19 protein-coding genes are annotated in these 17,155 nt (G+C 68.8%); 9 read left to right on the forward strand and 10 right to left on the reverse strand.

Annotated elements, in window-relative coordinates; all coding sequences use genetic code 11:
- Window positions 1-112 precede the first annotated feature (112 nt).
- Window positions 113-862 (reverse strand): pteridine reductase, encoded by a 750-nt coding sequence (locus tag ACUVYZ_RS02145; protein ID WP_446033022.1) that lies wholly within the window; start codon window positions 860-862, stop codon window positions 113-115.
- Window positions 863-956: 94 nt separating this feature from the next.
- On the opposite strand from ACUVYZ_RS02145, the gene ACUVYZ_RS02150 reads away from it, so the two are divergent.
- The 9 genes from ACUVYZ_RS02150 (at window position 957) to ACUVYZ_RS02190 (ending at window position 9,256) form a co-directional block, all read left to right on the forward strand.
- Window positions 957-2,111: a class I SAM-dependent methyltransferase gene (locus tag ACUVYZ_RS02150; RefSeq protein WP_439932805.1), complete on the forward strand. Its 1,155-nt coding sequence runs from the start codon at window positions 957-959 to the stop codon at window positions 2,109-2,111.
- Between the two features lie 194 nt (window positions 2,112-2,305).
- On the forward strand, window positions 2,306-3,145 hold the full coding sequence (locus ACUVYZ_RS02155) for a putative selenate ABC transporter substrate-binding protein (protein ID WP_439932806.1): 840 nt from the start codon (window positions 2,306-2,308) through the stop codon (window positions 3,143-3,145).
- Window positions 3,142-3,960: a phosphonate ABC transporter ATP-binding protein gene (locus ACUVYZ_RS02160; RefSeq protein WP_439932807.1), complete on the forward strand. Its 819-nt coding sequence runs from the start codon at window positions 3,142-3,144 to the stop codon at window positions 3,958-3,960. Before ACUVYZ_RS02155 ends, ACUVYZ_RS02160 begins: the two co-directional genes overlap by 4 nt.
- A complete protein-coding gene (locus tag ACUVYZ_RS02165; RefSeq protein ID WP_439932808.1) occupies window positions 3,951-4,778 on the forward strand; it encodes a PhnE/PtxC family ABC transporter permease in 828 nt (275 codons plus the stop codon). The genes ACUVYZ_RS02160 and ACUVYZ_RS02165 overlap by 10 nt, the downstream gene beginning before the upstream one ends.
- Window positions 4,775-5,545, forward strand: coding sequence for a phosphonate ABC transporter, permease protein PhnE (gene phnE, locus ACUVYZ_RS02170; RefSeq protein WP_439932809.1), 771 nt, complete (start codon window positions 4,775-4,777; stop codon window positions 5,543-5,545). Before ACUVYZ_RS02165 ends, phnE begins: the two co-directional genes overlap by 4 nt.
- 192 nt (window positions 5,546-5,737) lie before the next feature.
- Window positions 5,738-7,339, forward strand: a complete 1,602-nt coding sequence (gene aceB, locus ACUVYZ_RS02175) for a malate synthase A (protein ID WP_439932810.1) — start codon at window positions 5,738-5,740, stop codon at window positions 7,337-7,339.
- 77 nt (window positions 7,340-7,416) lie between these two features.
- Window positions 7,417-7,845: a CBS domain-containing protein gene (locus tag ACUVYZ_RS02180; protein ID WP_439932811.1), complete on the forward strand. Its 429-nt coding sequence runs from the start codon at window positions 7,417-7,419 to the stop codon at window positions 7,843-7,845.
- Between the two features lie 200 nt (window positions 7,846-8,045).
- Window positions 8,046-8,825 (forward strand): sulfite exporter TauE/SafE family protein, encoded by a 780-nt coding sequence (locus ACUVYZ_RS02185; protein ID WP_439932812.1) that lies wholly within the window; start codon window positions 8,046-8,048, stop codon window positions 8,823-8,825.
- 167 nt (window positions 8,826-8,992) lie between these two features.
- Window positions 8,993-9,256, forward strand: coding sequence for a hypothetical protein (locus tag ACUVYZ_RS02190; RefSeq protein ID WP_439932813.1), 264 nt, complete (start codon window positions 8,993-8,995; stop codon window positions 9,254-9,256).
- A 56-nt stretch (window positions 9,257-9,312) separates the two neighbouring features.
- Here the strand turns inward: ACUVYZ_RS02190 and ACUVYZ_RS02195 are convergent, their stop codons facing one another.
- Genes ACUVYZ_RS02195 through ACUVYZ_RS02235 form a run of 9 tightly spaced genes read right to left on the reverse strand, consistent with a single transcriptional unit; the run spans window position 9,313 to window position 17,153 of the window.
- Window positions 9,313-9,816: a type II secretion system protein gene (locus tag ACUVYZ_RS02195; protein ID WP_439932814.1), complete on the reverse strand. Its 504-nt coding sequence runs from the start codon at window positions 9,814-9,816 to the stop codon at window positions 9,313-9,315.
- Window positions 9,803-10,201, reverse strand: a complete 399-nt coding sequence (locus ACUVYZ_RS02200; protein ID WP_439932815.1) for a type II secretion system protein — start codon at window positions 10,199-10,201, stop codon at window positions 9,803-9,805. The genes ACUVYZ_RS02195 and ACUVYZ_RS02200 overlap by 14 nt, the downstream gene beginning before the upstream one ends.
- A gap of 46 nt (window positions 10,202-10,247) precedes the next feature.
- Window positions 10,248-10,790, reverse strand: coding sequence for a type II secretion system protein (locus tag ACUVYZ_RS02205; protein ID WP_439932816.1), 543 nt, complete (start codon window positions 10,788-10,790; stop codon window positions 10,248-10,250).
- 6 nt (window positions 10,791-10,796) lie between these two features.
- Complete coding sequence (locus tag ACUVYZ_RS02210; RefSeq protein WP_439932817.1) at window positions 10,797-13,088, reverse strand: secretin N-terminal domain-containing protein; 2,292 nt, start codon at window positions 13,086-13,088, stop codon at window positions 10,797-10,799.
- Window positions 13,085-13,591, reverse strand: a complete 507-nt coding sequence (locus ACUVYZ_RS02215; protein WP_439932818.1) for a hypothetical protein — start codon at window positions 13,589-13,591, stop codon at window positions 13,085-13,087. Before ACUVYZ_RS02215 ends, ACUVYZ_RS02210 begins: the two co-directional genes overlap by 4 nt.
- Entirely contained in the window at window positions 13,588-14,154 is a 567-nt protein-coding gene (locus ACUVYZ_RS02220; protein ID WP_439932819.1) for a hypothetical protein, read from the reverse strand. Before ACUVYZ_RS02220 ends, ACUVYZ_RS02215 begins: the two co-directional genes overlap by 4 nt.
- Window positions 14,136-14,675 carry a hypothetical protein gene (locus ACUVYZ_RS02225; RefSeq protein ID WP_439932820.1) on the reverse strand — a complete coding sequence of 180 codons (540 nt, stop codon included), beginning with the start codon at window positions 14,673-14,675 and terminating at the stop codon, window positions 14,136-14,138. The genes ACUVYZ_RS02220 and ACUVYZ_RS02225 overlap by 19 nt, the downstream gene beginning before the upstream one ends.
- Window positions 14,672-15,481 carry a hypothetical protein gene (locus ACUVYZ_RS02230; RefSeq protein WP_439932821.1) on the reverse strand — a complete coding sequence of 270 codons (810 nt, stop codon included), beginning with the start codon at window positions 15,479-15,481 and terminating at the stop codon, window positions 14,672-14,674. The genes ACUVYZ_RS02225 and ACUVYZ_RS02230 overlap by 4 nt, the downstream gene beginning before the upstream one ends.
- On the reverse strand, window positions 15,462-17,153 hold the full coding sequence (locus ACUVYZ_RS02235) for a GspE/PulE family protein (RefSeq protein WP_439932822.1): 1,692 nt from the start codon (window positions 17,151-17,153) through the stop codon (window positions 15,462-15,464). The genes ACUVYZ_RS02230 and ACUVYZ_RS02235 overlap by 20 nt, the downstream gene beginning before the upstream one ends.
- Window positions 17,154-17,155: the final 2 nt, after the last annotated feature.

Here is a 17,155-nt window from a genome sequence, read left to right on the forward strand (position 1 = left end):
TAAAGTAGAGACGCACACCCGCGGCGGTCGCAAGCCGCTGCGGCCACAAAGAAAAATGTATTATATCAATTGCTTGGATTTCGCGCGCAAAGACCGTATTCGGCCCGTAGGGTCAAAGGCTTACGGAACGCCCCCCGTCTACCGCAATGGTGTGGCCGGTCACGTAGGGGGCGTAGGCCACCAAGTACACCACCGCGCGGGCGATGTCCTCGGGCTCTCCCTGCCGCTGCAAGGGCACCTGCTCGATGATCCGGTGGCGGATGTCGGCGGACCAGTGGCTGTCCTCCGGCCACAACACCGGGCCGGGGGCCACCGCGTTCACCCGTACCTCGGGGCCCAGCTCCAGGGCGAGGGAGCGGGTGAGGGCCGCGAGCCCCGCCTTGGCGATGCTGTAGACCACGTAGCCGCGCATGGGCCGATCGGCGTGGATGTCGGTGATGTTGACGATGGCGCCCCGGCGGCGGCGCAGCTCGGGGCTCGCCGCCTGGGACAGGAACAGGGGCGCCTTGAGGTTGGTGCCCATGAGGTCCTGCCAGGCGCTTTCCGTGATTCCCCCCACCGCCGTGGGAAAAAAGCTGGAGGCGTTATTCACCAGGATGTCCAGGCGCCCGAAGCGCGCGAGCACCGCCTCCACCAGCCGCCCCGGGGTGCCCGCGTCCAGCAAGTCCCCCTGGACGATGTCGGCGGAATCGGGCCGCTGCCGGTTGAGCTCGGCGCCGAGGACCTCGGCTTCGGCCCGGGAAGCCCGATGATGGATCATGACCCGGGCCCCCGCGCCGTGGAGAAAGCGGCAGATGGCGGCGCCCACCCGCTTGGCTCCACCGGTGACCAGGGCCACTTGGCCCGAGAGCACGGCTTCCACTACACTTGCGCCACGTTCGATCGAAGCAGCCAATTTACCACACTCGTCCCTGTTCCCCGCCGCTCCCCTGTGCCGGGAGATCGATCCCGACGCCATGAGCGCACTGCCTGCGCCCGATGAGGCAGGTGAGGCCCACAGCCGGCGCGTCGCGGCCCACATCCGCGGCGAGATCGCCCGGGCCGGCGGCTGGATTTCCTTCGCCCGCTACATGGAGCTGGCCCTGTACGCCCCGGGCCTGGGCTACTACGCCGTGGGGGCCGCCAAGCTGGGCCCCGAGGGGGATTTCGTCACCGCGCCGGAAATCTCCCGCCTGTTCGGCCGCGCCCTGGCGCGGCAAGTGGCCCAGGTCCTCGAGCGCTGCGGCGGGGCGGTGCTGGAGCTGGGGGCGGGCAGCGGCCGGCTGGCGGAGGATCTGCTCGCCGAGCTGGAAGCCCTGGGGCGGGCGCCTGAAGCCTATCTGATCCTGGAAGTGAGCCCGGCGCTGCGGGAGCAGCAGGCGAGGCGCTTGGCCCGGCTCCCGGAGCGGCTCCGGGACCGGGTGCGGTGGCTCGACGCGCTGCCGGCGGCGTTTCGCGGCGCGGTGATCGGAAACGAGGTGTTGGACGCCCTGCCGGTGCACCTGGTGGCCTGGCGCAAGCAGGGATTGTTCGAGCGGGGTGTGGCCGTCGAGGGCGACGCCTTCGTCTGGCGCGAGCGCCCCCTCGCCCATCCGGAGCTTCGCCGCGCCGCCGAGGCGATCGTGGCGCCAGCGGATTATGTCAGCGAGATCTCCCTCGCCGCGCCCGCCCTGGTGAGGACTTTAGGCGGGCTTCTCGAGGAGGGTGTCCTGCTCTTCGTCGATTACGGCTTTCCCGCTGCGGAGTACTACCATCCCCAGCGCGCCGCCGGCACCCTCATGTGCCATTACCGGCACCGGGCCCACGACGATCCCTTCCTGTGGCCGGGGCTGCAGGACATCACCGCCCACGTGGACTTCACTGCCGCCGCCCGCGCGGCGCGGGAAGCCGGCTTGGAGGTGCTGGGCTACGCGAGCCAGGCCCGCTTCCTCCTGAACTGCGGCCTGCTCGAGCTGCTGGCGACGGTGCCGGCGGAAGACGCGGCCCGCTACCTCCCCCTGGCAATGGAAGCCCACAAGCTCCTCTCCCCCGCCGAGATGGGGGAACTTTTCAAAGTGCTCGCCCTCGGGCGCGGCCTCTCCGCGCCGCTGCTCGGCTTTGCCGCTGGTGACCGCAGCCACGCGCTGGCCTGAGAACACCCATTTTCATGGGAGCCACGGATGAGACAACAACCCCGATCCTCGCCGGTGGAAATCCGTGTCCATCCGTGGCTGATCGAGCCTTCCTATAACACCCCGTCGCCCGCAGGGTTGAAGCGGCATGGGTCCGATGGTAGCGTGCGCAAATCCTCTGCTCATCCGTCTCGTATAACCCCCCGGAGGTTTTTATGCGCGCGCTGCTCGCCCTCATCCTCTCGGCTTTCGCCGCCCTCGCTTCCGCCGAGACGACCCTGCGGGTGAGCGCCATTCCCGATGAAGCCCCCACCGAGCTTCTGCGCAAGTTCGAACCCTTGGGCAAGTATCTGGAAAACGAGCTGGGAATGAAGGTCACCTTCGTCCCGGTGACCGACTATGCTGCCGTAGTGGAAGCCCTGGCTGCGGGGCGAGTGGATCTCGCTTGGCTCGGCGGCTTCACCTTCGTGCAAGCGCGGCTGCGCACCGGCAACGCCCTCCCCATCGTCCAGCGCCAGGAGGACGAAGCGTTCACCAGCAAGTTTGTGACCGCCGCCGGCAGCGGCATCCAGGGGCTCACGGACTTAAAGGGGCGCACCTTCGTGTTCGGCTCTCCTTCGTCCACCTCGGGCCACCTGATGCCGCGTTATTACCTGATGCAAAACGGTATCCACCCGGAGAAGGACTTCAAGCGCGTCGCCTTCTCCGGGGCCCACGACGCGACCGCCGCCTGGGTCGCCGCGGGCCGGGCCGACGCCGGCGCCTTGAACGCCTCGGTATGGGAAAAGCTCGTGGAATCGGGGAAAGTGGACCCGGCCCAGGTCCGGGTGTTCTACACCACGCCCCCCTATTACGACTACAACTGGACGGTGCGGGGCGACCTGAATCCAGCCCTGGTGAGGAAGCTGACCGACGCCTTCCTGAAACTTGACCCGAGGAACCCGGCCCACAAGGAGATCCTCGCCCTCCAGCGGGCGACCCGCTACGTGCCGACAAAGCCGGAGAACTACCAGGGCATCGAAGCCGCCGCCCGGGCTGCGGGGCTGATTAAGTGAGCCTGCGCCTTGCGCAAGTGGAGCTGCGCCACCCGGGCGGTCGGGTCGCCCTGCGGGGCGTGAGCTTGCGGATCGAGCGGGGAGAACGAGTCGCGGTCATCGGCCCCTCGGGAGCCGGGAAAACCACCCTGCTGCGCATCCTGGCCACCAGTTTGAAGCCCACGAGCGGGCGGGTGGAAATCCTGGGGTCCGACCCCTGGCGCCTTAAGCGCCGGGCACTTCGGAGGCTGCGCACCCGCATCGGCATGGTGCACCAGTCGCCCCCCCTCCCGCCCCGGCAGCGGACCGTAACGGCGGTGCTGGCCGGCCGCCTGGGCCGCTGGCCCTGGTGGAAGGCCTTGGCCTCCCTCGCCTATCCCGTGGATATTCCCGGCGCCCGGGCGGCGCTCGCGCGGCTGGACCTGGCCGAGCGCCTCTTCGACCGCTGCGACCGGCTCTCCGGGGGCCAGCTCCAGCGAGTGGCCGTGGCCCGCCTGCTTTACCAGCAGCCGGACCTGATGCTGGCCGACGAGCCGGTCTCCTCCCTGGATCCCGTCCTGGCGGATCGGGTGATCGGGGAGCTGCAGCGGGATGCCCAGGCCCGGGGCGTCGTTTTGCTGGCGAGCCTGCACGCGGTGGATCTGGCCCTGCGCTGGTTCCCCCGGGTGATCGGCCTCAAAGACGGAGAGATCCTGTTCGATCTGCCGCCGGTGCGGATCACCGACGGCCTGCTGGAATCCCTCTACGCCGGGGAGACCCCGGTCCCGCCCACACAGGACGGGCGTCCCCTCCCCGCCCCGGTCCGGGGCATTGCCCGCAAGCCCCTATGTTATTGAGCCCGCCTGACCGGGACCTGGCGGCGCTGCCCCGGCTCGCCGCCACGGTGCTGCTCCTTGCGCTGCTGGTGCCCGGGCTGCGCTGGACCGAATTCGACCCGGGGGTGTTCTTCGACGCCCGCCAGCGGGAGACCATGGGCCAGTTTTTCGCCCTGTTCCTGCCCCCCGCCCTGGACGCCGAGTTCCTGCGCCTCACCCTCAGGGCCACCCTGGAAACCCTGGCCATGGCCACCGCCGGCACTTTTCTGGCCATGGTGATCGCCTTCCCCCTCGCCTTCGCCGTGGCCCGCAGCCTTTCCATCTCCCGCATCGGGCCCGGTCCCGGCCGGCGGCTGGGCCAGGCGGTGCGGGGGAGCTTGCGGCTGCTCCTGGCGGTGCTGCGGGGGGTGCCGGAGATCGTGTGGGCCCTCCTCCTGGTGCGGGCGGTGGGCCTGGGCCCGGCGGCGGCGGTGCTCGCCATCGCCGTGAGCTACGGCGGCATGCTGGGCAAGATCTACGGGGAGATTTTCGAGTCGGCGGACACCCGCCCCGCCCGAGCGCTGCTGGAGGCGGGCAGCGGGCGCCTGGGCGCTTTCTTCTACGGCGTGCTGCCCGCGGCGGCCCCCGAGGTCGTGTCCTACAGCGTTTATCGCTGGGAGTGCGCGGTGCGGGCCTCGGTCATCATGGGATTCGTGGGCGCGGGCGGCCTCGGTCAGCAGATGGAGCTGTCGATGCGCATGCTGGAAGGGGGCGAGGTGTGCACCCTGCTCCTCACCTTCCTGCTCCTGGTACTCCTGGCGGACGGCGTGAGCGCGATTCTGCGCAGGGCGGTGGCATGAGAGGGGAACGCTGGCTGGCGGGGATCGGGCTGGCGGCCGCCGTCGCCCTCTCCTTCGGCGCCTTGTCCCTGAACCTGCAGGCCCTTTTTTCCCCGGAGGCAGCCCGGCAGATGCTCGCCTACGCCCGGGGCTTCTTCCCGCCGGATCTCTCGCTCCCCCTGCTGCGGCAGGTCGCCCGGGGGATCGGGGAGACCCTGGCCATCTCCGCCGTAGGGACGTTGCTGGCCGTGCTCGGGGGGCTCGCCCTTTCCCTCCCGGCCGCGGGACGCTTCGGGCAGCTCCTTCGGCTTCCCTCCCGGCTCTTGCTCAATTTCCTGCGCTCGGTGCCGGAACTGGTCTGGGCGGCCCTCATGGTGCTGGCGGCGGGGCTGGGGCCCTTCGCCGGCACCTTGGCCCTGGCCTTGCACACGAGCGGGGTGCTGGGGCGACTCTTCGCCGAGACCCTGGAGAACGCACCCCCGGAGCCCGCCCGGGCGCTCAAGGAAAGCGGCGCGTCCCCGGCGCTGGCCTTTCTCTACGGGACGCTGCCCGGCGTCTTCCCCCAGCTCGTGGCCTACGCCCTGTACCGCTGGGAGATCAACATCCGCATGGCGACAGTCCTGGGATTCGTCGGCGCCGGCGGGCTGGGACAGATGCTCTACGTGTCTTTGAGCCTGTTTCAGCAACAGCAAGCGCTTACCCTCATCGCCGCCATGCTCCTCCTGGTGGTCGCCGTGGACGCCGCCAGCGCCTTCCTGCGGCGGCGTCTGCTGCCTGCCGGCGCCTGAGAGCCCCTTGTCGGACCGCTCCGGCTGACCCCCGATCCGGGGTTTTCCCCCATCCTGCAGAAGCGCTATTCTTAAAAAATAACGACGGACAGGCTCAGCCGGGTTTCTCCCCGCTGAAACGGTCGCGCATTTGCTGCAATGCAGTATAATCGGCCGTTTCCGTGCCGCTAACGATTCCAAGGGAGTGCGCAGATGAACAAGCCCTTCGAGTATCCGCCGGGCGTCGAAATCACAGCCCCGATTTCTCCTGAGTTCGCCGAAATCCTGACCCCCGACGCGGTCGCCTTCGTCGCCAGGTTGCAGCGGGAATTCGGCCGGCGGGTACAAGCGCTGCTGGACGCCCGGGCCGAGCGGCAGGAGGCGTTCGATGCCGGCGCGCTCCCCGATTTTCTCCCCGACACCCGGGAGATCCGGGAGTCGGAATGGACCGTCGCCGCACAGCCTAAGGATCTCCTGGACCGGCGGGTGGAGATCACCGGGCCCACCGACCGCAAGATGGTGATCAACGCCCTCAATTCCGGCGCCTCCACCTACATGGCGGACTTCGAGGACGCCAACTGTCCCACCTGGCACAACATGGTGGACGGCCAGCGCAACCTGCGGGACGCGGTCCGGCGCACCATCACCTTCGACCAGGCAGGCAAGCACTACCGGCTGAACGACAAGACCGCCGTGCTCCTGGTGCGGCCCCGGGGCTGGCACCTGGTCGAGCGGCATATGCGGGTGGACGGCCAGCCGGTGTCCGGCCCCCTGTTCGACTTTGGGTTGTTCTTCTTCCACAACGCCCGGGAGCTCATCCGGCAGGGCACGGGACCCTACTTCTACCTGCCCAAGCTGGAAAGCCACCGGGAGGCGCGGCTGTGGAACGACGTATTCAACTGGGCCCAGGACGCCTTGGGTATCCCCCGGGGCACCATCAAGGCCACGGTGCTGATCGAGACCGTATTGGCGGCCTTCGAGATGGACGAGATCCTATGGGAGCTTAAGGAACACTCCTCGGGCTTAAACATCGGCCGCTGGGACTACATCTTTTCCTGCATCAAGAAGTTCCGCTCCAACAGGGACTTCTGTCTGGCCGACCGAGCCAAGGTGACCATGACCGCCCCCTTCATGCGCGCCTATGCGCTGCTGCTGGTCAAGACCTGCCACCGTCGCGGCGCGCCGGCCATGGGCGGCATGGCGGCCCAGATTCCCATCAAGGACGATCCCAAGGCCAACGAGGAGGCGCTGGAGAAAGTCCGGCAGGACAAGATCCGGGAAGTGACCGACGGCTGCGACGGCACCTGGGTCGCCCATCCGGGCCTGGTGCCGGTGGCCAAGGCGGTCTTCGACCAGTACATGCCCAAGCCCAACCAGTACGACAAGCAGCGGCCCGACGTGCAGGTGAGCGCTCGAGACCTGCTCAACTTCCAGCCGGAGAAGCCCATCACCGAGGCGGGCCTGCGCAACAACGTCTCGGTGGGCATCCAGTACCTGGGGGCCTGGCTTTCCGGCAACGGCTGCGTTCCCGTGTTCCATCTCATGGAGGACGCCGCCACCGCCGAAATCGCCCGCTCCCAGATCTGGCAGTGGATCCGCTCCCCCAAGGGAGTGCTGGAGGACGGCCGCAAGGTGACCAAGGAGCTATTCCGCAGCCTCCTCGTCGAGGAGCTGCCCAAGGTAAAGACCCACCTGGGAGAGGAAGCCTGGAACGCCGGCCGCTACCAGGAAGCCGCCCGGCTGTTCGACCGGATCACGGCGGACGACCACTTCGTCGAGTTCCTGACCCTGCCCGCCTACGAGCTGATCGACTGAGGGCCGCCCTTCGCCCCTTCTCCCGGGTGGCCTAAAATAAAAACGGACGTAGCGCAGCCAACAACAAGGGAGGCGGCATGAAAACCGTCAGGCAGCTCCTCGAAGCCAAGGGGCATCTGGTCCTCACCATCTCCCCGGACGCCACCGCCCGGGAAGCGATGAAACGTATGGCCGAGCACAACGTGGGGGCGCTGATCGCGGTGGAGGACGGCAAGCCCGTGGGCATCGTGTCCGAGCGGGATTTCGCCCGCAAGATGTTCCTGCTGGAGAAGCCGCCCCGGGACATCCTGGTGAAGGACGTGATGAGCGCGCCGGTGATCTACGTGCGGCCGGATCAGACCAACGAAGAATGCATGGCACTGATGACCGACAAGCGGGTGCGCCACCTTCCCGTGATGGAAGGGGACCGGCTGATCGGCGTCATCTCCATCGGCGACCTGGTCAAGGACACCATCTCCGAGCAGGAGTTCATCATCCGCCAGCTCGAAAACTACATCATGAGCTGACGGCCGGACGTCCTTCCCCGTCCGCTGCTTGCTAGGTCGCGCCTCGAACGTAAAGACGAAGGGCGCGCCGGAGGAAGGGGAAGTCTGCCTGGCTTCCACGCCGCTCTTTCTTGCCTTCGGTCAATGGCTGGCTAGCCGCTGACCCCTATTCTGCTCCCTGCTCCAGGCAGCCAGGATATTTCACCAAGACACCCCGTCGGATGGGAGAGATCGACGCCTTCATCGCTTCGCCCTGGATGATCTGGGCGGTCCTGGTGGTCGCCGCGGCCGCCTGGATACACGGCGTCATGGGCATGGGCTTCCCCTTGATCACCCTCGCCCTGATCGCTCTCGTCACCGAGCTGAAGACCGCGGTGATCCTCACGGTGCTGCCCAACATCGCCGTCAACCTTTACCTGATCGCCAAGGGGGGCCGCTGGGGCGAGAGCCTGGGGCGCCACTGGCGGGTGGCCGTGTACATGCCCATCGGCGCCGTGCTCGGTACCAAGGTGCTGCTCGCCGTGCCTGCCGAGCCGCTCAAGCTCCTGCTGGCCTTCATGATCCTCGTCTATCTCAACATGGCGCGGCTACGGGAGTTCTCCTGGGACTGGCTCAAGCGCGCCCCGCGCACGGCGGAGGCGAGCGTGGGCCTCTTCGCCGGCTTCTTGTCGGGCACCGTGAGCGTTTCCATCCCGCCCCTGGTGATCTATTTCATGGCCATGGGCCTCGCTCCCACCGCCATGGTGCAGATCATGAACTTGTGCTTCGTCTTCGGGAAGGGGACCCAGGCGGCGACCCTCGCCGCTACGGGCGAGATCACGCGCTTAGTCGTCTTTGCCACCGTGCCGCTCACCCTGCTCAGCCTCCTGTTTCTCGTCTGGGGAACGCGGGTGCGCAGCCGCGCCCACACCGCGACCTATTACGGCTGGCTCAACAAGACCCTCTTCGCTATGGCGCTCCTTCTGATCCTGCAGGTGCTCTACGCCTGGTGGAGCCGTTGATTCCCTATCGGGTCCAACCGCCGCCCCAGCCCTTCGCCCGCCGCTCCAGGGCAAGTGCCCCCGGCATCGGTCTTTTTCTTCCGATCGAGGTAGATCGCGTTGCGCCCCTGTGATTAGAATCGGACCGGCAGGAGCAGCGTTTCCCGTTCGAGCAGGGGAGGAAGAATATGCCGGTGATGCTCATCGTGTGCGACCCCGCGGCCAACGCCGGGTCCGCCCTGGAGGCGGCCGTCGCCGACCACGACGGCGTTCAAATCATAGAGGGCTGTTTCCTCATCAAAACCAGGGAACATCCGCGGGTGTTGGCCGGCATGGTGGAGCAGCATCTGCCCGGCGACACCACCTTCTACGTGTTCGAGCTGGACGGCCGCTACGACGGCTTCGGGCCCGTCGACGTGAACAAGTGGCTCAGGAAAAACCTCAAGAAATGACGGGTTCCCCTCCGCCCGCCAGCTTGTAACAAAAAATTCATCCGGGTGTAACGGGTTCATGGTTGCGCTTTGTGCACGGCCTCCCAGTCCGGAATATAGACGAAGCGCCACTGGATATAACTCGTCGCCCCGGAAAAGCCCGCCAGCGCCGGCGGAAATCCATCGGTCTTGATCGGCGCGCGCTCCGAGCGACTGTAAACGCCCATGATGCGCTTCCCGGGTCCGCGCACCAGCCCCCAGTCCCGGCTGCCCGTGATCGGATCCCTGAACTTCTTCCTGAGATGACGGCGCGCGACGGGATGGCGCTGGTCCAGGATCAAGTCGTCCAGGCTCGGCGGGAACTCCTTGGCGGCGCCCGGCGTCGCGTGGAAATAGCTCGCGATGGCGCGGCGATACTGCTCGCCGACGAAGAGCAGCTCCCGCTCCTTTTCCCGGCGTGAGGCGGTCTCCCACACCACGCCCGCCGACGCCAGGCCGATGCCCACCAGCGCGACGGCGGCCAGGACGCCGGCGTAGGTGAACCCGCCCCCGAGACCAAAGCGCCGCTCACCAGTCCCCATAGGCCGTGCCGTCCCGGGCGCGTCCCTCGGCACCGCTCTTCACGTCGAGGACGCCGCCCGGGCTCGAGGATCCGCCGGCGGGCACGAGCACGATCCAGGTGTCGGCTTGCCCGGTGACGGGATCCAGGGGAATGCGGCGCAAGTATCTCGCCTCCACCAGGTCCTCCAGGGAAGGAGGATAGCGCCCCCGGTCGGCGTAGTACTGATCGATCGCCTCCCGCAGGAGGAAAAGATTTTCCTTGAGCACCGCTTCCTTCGATCGCTCGAGGCTGCCGAAGTATCTCGGGGCCGCAATGGAGAGGAGCAGCGCCACGATGGCCAGCACCACCAGCAGCTCGATCAGGGTAAATCCAGGAAAACAGGCATCCGAAGGGCGAAGCGCCAAGACCCGCTGCGCGCCGCCGGTTCGCTCACGACCCGCCCCTGGCGCTTCACCACTCGCGATACGGAATCCCATTCAACCCCACTTTTTCCGACCGGGAGTAGACATCGAACACGTCGTCGCCTTCCGCCGGCGCGTCGGGCGGGCTGGCGTAGCTGCGCTTGCCCCAGGTTTCGGCCGCGGACAGACCCGCGTCGTCGCCCATCGGATCCCGCGGCACGCGCCGCAGGAAGTAGATTCTTTTCTTCTGCGGGTCCTTCGCGTCCTCGACGCCGGAGACCAATACCTCCAGCGACGGCGGGTAGCCCGAGGCGTGCGCCTTCTTCGCGACCCGACCCTGGTCCACGGCGTCTTTGTAGGCGTCGATGGCGCCGCGGATTTCCCGCAGGGCCCGGCGCAGTTCCTGCTCCTTGCCGCGCTGGACGGAAACCTCGGCGAGGGGCAGCGCCACCGAGGCGAGCAAAGCGACGATGGCCACGGTGATGAGCAGCTCGATGAACGTGAACCCGCGGGCGGCGAATCGCGAGCGGCGGGCAGCGGATGCCCCGGCCCTCGTCCGTGCTGGATTCTCTCCGTTGCACGCGCCGTCCATGTTCCCTCACGGGACCAGCGCGAGCCGCACCGGCGCGAGATCGGCCGCCGGCACCGGATTGCCGCCCTCGTCGGTGACCAGCACCCGGTCGAAGGAAAGCAGGGTCGCGCCTCCGTCGGTCCCCAGGGCAATAAATTGGAACTGGGCCGCCGCCGGACCGCCCGCCTCCCGCGCAAGGGAGATGGAGATCCGGCCCGGCGCCGGCGCTGAAGGGGCGGCGGGTCCGGCGCCGCCGGCCAGCCCGCCCGGTTCCGTCTGCACTCCGGAGGCGGGCGTGACCGGCGACAGCACGCCAGGGTCGTATACCAGCTCCAGCGTCGCCGCCGCAACGGTGGGGGGCAGGGCCACCGCCACCGTGAACGGCTGCCCCACGCGCACCTGGCTCGGCGCCGTCACGACAAGGGCCGCGGGCGCCGGGGGCAGCACCGGCACTGGAGCTTCTCCCGGCGGGGACAGCGCAGGCGCCGCTGCGCCGCCGGGAGCGCGGGACGCGAGGGAGAGGCCGCCCGGCGCCGTGCCTTGAACCGTCAGCGGCGCGGCCCCCACCGCCGCGTCGGTGCCGGATGCGAACTCGGTCAACCGCAGCTCAGGACGATCGAGGTTGCGCACGATGCGCGGCGTGATAAGCAGAACGATCTCGGTCTTCTGATTGTTTTCGTTGCTGCTCGAAAAGAGCTTCCCCAGGACCGGGAAGTCCCCCAGGCCCGGCAGCTTGCTGACCGTGCGCCGGTCATCATCCTGAATGAGGCCCGCCAGCACCTGGGTCTCGCCGTCGCGCAGCCGGAGCACCGTGGTCGCCGTGCGCCGCCCCAGCCGGAACGCCAGCGCGCCGGCGAACTCGATGGTTTCCAGGATGTTGGAGACTTCGAGCCCCACCCTGATCGCCACCTCGTCGCCCAGGTGCACCGTGGGCTCCACCTCCAGCGTCAGGCCCACGTCCAGATAGCTGATGTTGGACGACACGCCCACGTTGGCGGTCGAGGTGGTGGTCACCACGGGCACCTTCTCGCCGATCAGGATCTTGGCCTTTTCCCGGTTGCGCACCCGGATGCGGGGATTGGCCAGCACGTTGGTCTCGCTGTCCTGCCGGCGCAGGTTGACCACCGCCACCGGGTTGGCGACGAAGGCCTTGAGGTTCAGGCCGCTGTCGAGCACCACGTTCTGGGGCAGGCCGGATATCCCGATGGCGGTACCGGTGGCGGGATCTGCGCTCGCGCCCGGCACGCCCACGTTCATCCGCTCGGGATAGCGGATACCCAGCTCCTGGAGCTTTCCCGTGCCCACTTCCAGTACCTCCACCTCCAGCATGACTTCCGGCTCGGCCAGATCCTGAAGGGCGACCAGCCGCTCGACGAGGCGCACCGCCTCCGGCGTGTCCTTCACGACGAGGAGATTGAGCTTCTCGTCCACGAAAACGTCCCGGCTCTTCGCCACTGTCTTCACCAGGTTCTGCGCCAGCTTCGCGTCGGCGTTGGCGAGATAGAACGTGCGCACCACCAGCTCCCGGTACTCCTTGAGCTTCGCCGGCGTGTTGGGGTAGATGAGCAGCGTATTGTCGTTGAGCACTTTGCGCTCGAGCTGGTTGGTCACCGCGATCAGCTTGATCACGTCGTCGATGGACGAGTCGCGCACGAAGAGGGTGACCTTCGTGTCTTGCCGCACGTCCTTGTCGAACACGAAGTTGACGCCCGCGGTGCGGGCGAGCACCTCGAACACGCTCTTGAGCGCCGCTTCGCGGAACTCCAGGGTGACCGTCCGTGCGAGCGCGCCCTTGAGGCTCGCCGGCACGGTCCCGGCTTCCGGCCGGTGCCGGCCGATGGCCGCCATGAGCCGCCGCGCCTGGCGGTTGCCGGGATTGATCGAAAGCACCGAGCGGGTCGCGGCCTCCGCCGCCGCCACGTCTCCCCGAGCCAGCGCCTGCTCGGCCTGCTCCAGCCTTCTCGCCTGCTCGCGCTGGGAGGCAATCCGCTGGAGGCCGGCCTGGGCATGGGCGTTGCGGGAATCGATCTCGAGGGCTCTGCGATAGGCGGCTTGCGCCTCCTCCAGCCGGCCCCAGTCCAGGTCGTAGTCCGCCTGGGTGAGGAGCTGGGCCAGCGCCGCTTCCCGCTGCCGGCGATAATAGTCGTTGACCCGCTTGTCGCCGGGCGCTTCCTGGGCCGCCTGCTCCAGTTTCTGCAGGCCCGCCATCGTGTCCCCCCGCGCCAGCAGCGTCTTGCCCTCCTCGAAGGCCGGGTTCGAGGCGCACGCCGCAAGCAGGACAGCCGCCGCCCAGATCGCCACGATCCATCCGGGCTTCATTCCATGCTCCCGATGGAGAGCGTCTGCCGCTCGTTCAAGGGAAGATAAGTCAGCACCAGCGCGCCCGCCCGGATCGCGTCGACCCGGTACGTCCCGTCGATGGTGTCGCCCATCTCGACCACGTGATTGCGCTCGCCCGCCGAGAGGAAGACCACGATCCGGTCGCCCTCGATCAGCTTGCCCATGTAGGCGAACGGAAGCGGCGGCGGTCCCGGCCTGGGCGCGGGCGCGGCGGGCGCCGGCCGCGGCGACGGGAACGCCCACGAGCGGCTGGCGAACAAGTCGCGCCCTCCGTCCATCTTCTCCACCTCCCGCCCGAGCCGGTCGAGATCCAGCGCCGGCGCTCCGGCGGCGGACCGCGCAAACGGGCGGCGCTCGGGTACGCTCGCCTCGGCCACGCCCGCTTCGGCGCCGCCAGGCGGTTCGAGCCCGAACGCGAGGAAAAGCGCCGCCGCCAACGCCAGCGCCAGAAGCGCGGCCCGGGTCTTCCTCGCGAACTTCACGGCCCCTCCCGCAGGTACAGGGTGAGCCTCACCCGCGCCTCCACGGTGGAGGCGCCCACGTTCTCCCGCTGGAGCGCGAAATCGTCCAGCACCGCCGCGGGGAGCGCCTCCAGCACCGCGTTGACGAAATCGCGCACGTCCCCGTAACGGCCGCTCAAGGGCAGCAGCACCTGATAGCGGGCGAGCTTGAAGTCCCGTTCCTGCACCAGCTTGTATTCCCCCGACTTGAGCGCGAGGCGCCGGGCGCGGGCGGCGTCGAAGATGCGCGCGAGCAGCGCCGGCGCCGCCGTCACCGGCGGAAAGTAGCCGTAGAACTGCTGCAGCTTGTCCCCGGGGCTGGCCTGTCGCGCCGCGCCGCTTGTCTCCGTGGCCCCCAGCGCCTGAGCAAGCGATTTCACCTCCGCCTCCAAGGCTCGAGCCTCTTCCCGCATGGGCGCCACCGCAGTGACGTAGGTACCCGCGGCCAGCGCAAGGAGCGTAAAACCCGCCAGACCCACGCCGCCCAGCCGGTCCAGTTCGCGGCGGCAATACCACAGGATCCGATTCAGCGAGGCGCCGTCCATCGTCCCGTCACCGTGAATCCCACCGGCCGCCCTCCACCCTCGTCCTTCACCGCGTGGCTCGCCAGCATCGCGTCGAAAAGAGTCTCCGCGGCTTCGAGCCGCGCCACGAACGCCAGCACCGCCGCCAGGTCCTTCGCTTCGCCCTCGAGCCGGAACGCGCGCTTTTCCGCATCGGACTGGACTGACAGGAGCGCTACGGTCTCGTCCGCCGCGCCTTCCAGCCCGTGGAACAGGGCATTCCACGGGACCGCGATGCGCTCGATCACGTGGTTCGCCTGCTGGATCTCCCGGCGCGTTCCCTCGGTCACCGCGGCGGGGACGGCAAGGGGAGCCCCCCGGCGCTGGGACAGCCGCTTCATCTCCGTCACGGCGTCCTCCATGGCATCGCGCCACCGGCCCGCCTCCACGTACGCCGCCCCCACCGCGAACACGGCCGCCAGGCCCGAGACGAACAGTCCCCACGCGGCCAGGCCCGGCGAGCGGGTAGACTTCAAGAAATCCAGGCGCAGGTCCGGTTTCACGGCGCCCCCGTGAGGGCAAGGCGGGCGCAGCCGCCGTCCATGCCCGCGTCGAGGGACCTCAGGGTGAGGCGGGTGCGCCGCTGCGATTCGGCCGGCTCGCCCGGCGCGTACCAGTAGACCGGAGCGTCCGTGCCGATGCCTTCTTCCAGGAGCGCCCAGCGCTGGATCAGCGCCTCCAGCTCCGCGACCGGATCCTGCGTCACGCGCACGCTGTGGAACCCCCGCAGGCCCGCCCCATCCAGGTACGCGACGCTAACGCGCTCCGCGTCCAGGACGGCGAACCAGACGGCCTCTCCCCTGAGCTTGCCGCGGCAGCGGCGATAGGCAGCCGCGAAGCGGGGTTCCAGTGCGCGCAGCCTCAACCGGGCCGCCGCCGCAAGCTGCTTGATCCGATCGATGAGCTGCCGGTCCACGGCGGCCACCAGGAACGCCGACCCGTACCCGCCCCCGTCGACCCGCAGCACCCACCCGTCCACCCGCTCGCCATGCACCATCCGCAGTTGCGCCGCGGCGGCCCGCTCCAGCTCGTGCGGCCCCGCGATCGCCTCGCTCCAGGGCAGAATGCCATAGCGGACGAAGCGGTCCGAAAGAACGACGCGGGCAGAGGCTCGCCGCCACCGCGACCGCGCAAGCGCCTGCTCCAGCGCCGTGACGGCCGGCGCCCACGGCGTCGCGCCTACGTCGGGCGCGCAGGCGAGCGCCTCGCACTCCACGGTGCGCCGCCTCATGCCGAAAGGCGCCCGGGCCAGGAGCACCCGCTCCGGCGCGAGGGCGATGTGCAATTCTTCAGGCCACCAGCGTGACACGGTTCGCCTCCTGGAGCGTCGTGATCCCCTGGCGCACCAGGTCCACCGCCGCTTCCCGCAGGAAGCGGGTCCCGGCCCGCCGGGCGGCTTCCTTGAGGCGGCGCACCGGCGTGCGGGCGACGATCAGCTCCCGCAGCTCGTCATCGAGCATGAGCAGCTCGGCGATGGCGCGCCGGCCCCGGTAGCCGGTGCCGCGGCACTGGCCGCAGCCCTTTCCAACGCGAAAGCGGAAAGCGGACGCGGCGGCGGGATCGAGCCCCGATTCCCGCAGGAGCGCTTCGCCCGGCCTCTCATCCATCGCGCAGGCGCGGCAGGTGAGCCGCACCAGCCGCTGGGCGAGGATGCCATTCAAGGCGGAAACGAAGCTGTAGGGATCGACCCCCATGTGGGTAAAGCGGCCGATCACGTCGAACACGTTGTTGGCGTGGACCGTGGTGAACACCAGGTGGCCGGTGAGGGCGGCCTGCACCGCGATCTGGGCCGTCTCCGGGTCGCGGATCTCGCCCACCATGATCTTGTCCGGGTCGTGGCGCAGGATGGAGCGCAGGCCCCGGGCGAAGGTGAGGCCCTTCTTCTCGTTCACCGGAATCTGCAGCACGCCGGGAAGCTGGTACTCCACCGGGTCTTCGATGGTGACGATCTTGTCGTGGCCGCGATTCACCTCGGAAATCGCGGCGTACAAGGTGGTGGTCTTGCCGCTGCCGGTGGGGCCAGTCACCAGCATCATGCCGTAGGGCTCGTTGGAGAGGCGGCGGATCCCCCGACGGGAGGGCTCGTCGAAGCCGAGGGCGTCGAGAGTAAGCCCGGCGAGCTGGTCGGTGAGGGCCTGCTTGTCCAAAATGCGCAGCACCGCATCCTCGCCCAAGATGCTGGGCATGATGGAGACGCGGAAGTCGATTTCCCGGCCTCGCACCGTGGCCTTGAAGCGGCCGTCCTGAGGCACCCGTCGCTCGGCGATGTCGAGCTCCGACAGCACCTTGACGCGGGAAATCGCCTGCTCCGCTAGCTCGTTCCCGGCCACGGTTCCCATCGCGGTCAGCACCCCGTCCACCCGGTACTTGATGGCGAGGCCCGTCGCGGTGCTTTCCAGGTGCACGTCGCTCGCCCCGACCTTGAGGGCGTCGTAGAGGGTCGAGCGCACGAGTTTTACCACCGGGCTCGAGTCCTGGCTGATGCTCCTGAGGGACAGGTCCTCGACGCCAGGGGCCGCAGTGGCACCGTTCTCCGCCCTGGCGAGCACGCCGTCCATGGCGCGCAGGGTCTCCTCGTGGCGGGCGAGGTACGCGGTCACGTCCGCCCGGTGGGCGAACCGCCAGGAGAAGGCCTGCGCGAGCCGCTCTTCCGCCCACGGGCGGAGCGTCTCGTCCAGGGGGTCCGCCACCACCAGCACCGGGGCACCATCTTCGTCGGTGAACAGGATGCACTCCCGGGCGAGCGCTTCGGCGTAGGGAAGCCGCTCCCATTGGGGTGTCCACCGGTGCAGATCGTCCATGGTGGCCACCGCCATCCTGAGCGCCGCGGCGAGCGCCTGCGCGAATTCGGTGGGTGCGAGCCCCGCCAGCTCCTCCAGCGCCTCCATCAGCCGCGCGCCCCGCGCTTCGGCAAGGGCCCTCGCGTTCCGCACCAGCGCGGGCGTGATGAGGGATTGCAGCGGTGCGCGGTCCACGTCCATGA

Source organism: Pelomicrobium sp. P1 (genome assembly GCF_052805615.1).

Bases quoted from the DNA above. Each gene is read 5' to 3' on its own strand.
- ACUVYZ_RS02165 (WP_439932808.1), top strand. From the start codon at position 3,951: ATGTTATTGAGCCCGCCTGACCGGGACCTGGCGGCGCTGCCCCGGCTC.
- ACUVYZ_RS02235 (WP_439932822.1), bottom strand. From the start codon at position 17,153: ATGGACGTGGACCGCGCACCGCTGCAATCCCTCATCACGCCCGCGCTG.
- ACUVYZ_RS02190 (WP_439932813.1), top strand. From the start codon at position 8,993: ATGCCGGTGATGCTCATCGTGTGCGACCCCGCGGCCAACGCCGGGTCC.
- ACUVYZ_RS02210 (WP_439932817.1), bottom strand. From the start codon at position 13,088: ATGAAGCCCGGATGGATCGTGGCGATCTGGGCGGCGGCTGTCCTGCTT.
- aceB (WP_439932810.1), top strand. From the start codon at position 5,738: ATGAACAAGCCCTTCGAGTATCCGCCGGGCGTCGAAATCACAGCCCCG.
- ACUVYZ_RS02180 (WP_439932811.1), top strand. From the start codon at position 7,417: ATGAAAACCGTCAGGCAGCTCCTCGAAGCCAAGGGGCATCTGGTCCTC.
- ACUVYZ_RS02155 (WP_439932806.1), top strand. From the start codon at position 2,306: ATGCGCGCGCTGCTCGCCCTCATCCTCTCGGCTTTCGCCGCCCTCGCT.
- ACUVYZ_RS02220 (WP_439932819.1), bottom strand. From the start codon at position 14,154: ATGGACGGCGCCTCGCTGAATCGGATCCTGTGGTATTGCCGCCGCGAA.
- ACUVYZ_RS02205 (WP_439932816.1), bottom strand. From the start codon at position 10,790: ATGGACGGCGCGTGCAACGGAGAGAATCCAGCACGGACGAGGGCCGGG.
- ACUVYZ_RS02150 (WP_439932805.1), top strand. From the start codon at position 957: ATGAGCGCACTGCCTGCGCCCGATGAGGCAGGTGAGGCCCACAGCCGG.
- ACUVYZ_RS02195 (WP_439932814.1), bottom strand. From the start codon at position 9,816: ATGGGGACTGGTGAGCGGCGCTTTGGTCTCGGGGGCGGGTTCACCTAC.
- ACUVYZ_RS02185 (WP_439932812.1), top strand. From the start codon at position 8,046: ATGGGAGAGATCGACGCCTTCATCGCTTCGCCCTGGATGATCTGGGCG.
- phnE (WP_439932809.1), top strand. From the start codon at position 4,775: ATGAGAGGGGAACGCTGGCTGGCGGGGATCGGGCTGGCGGCCGCCGTC.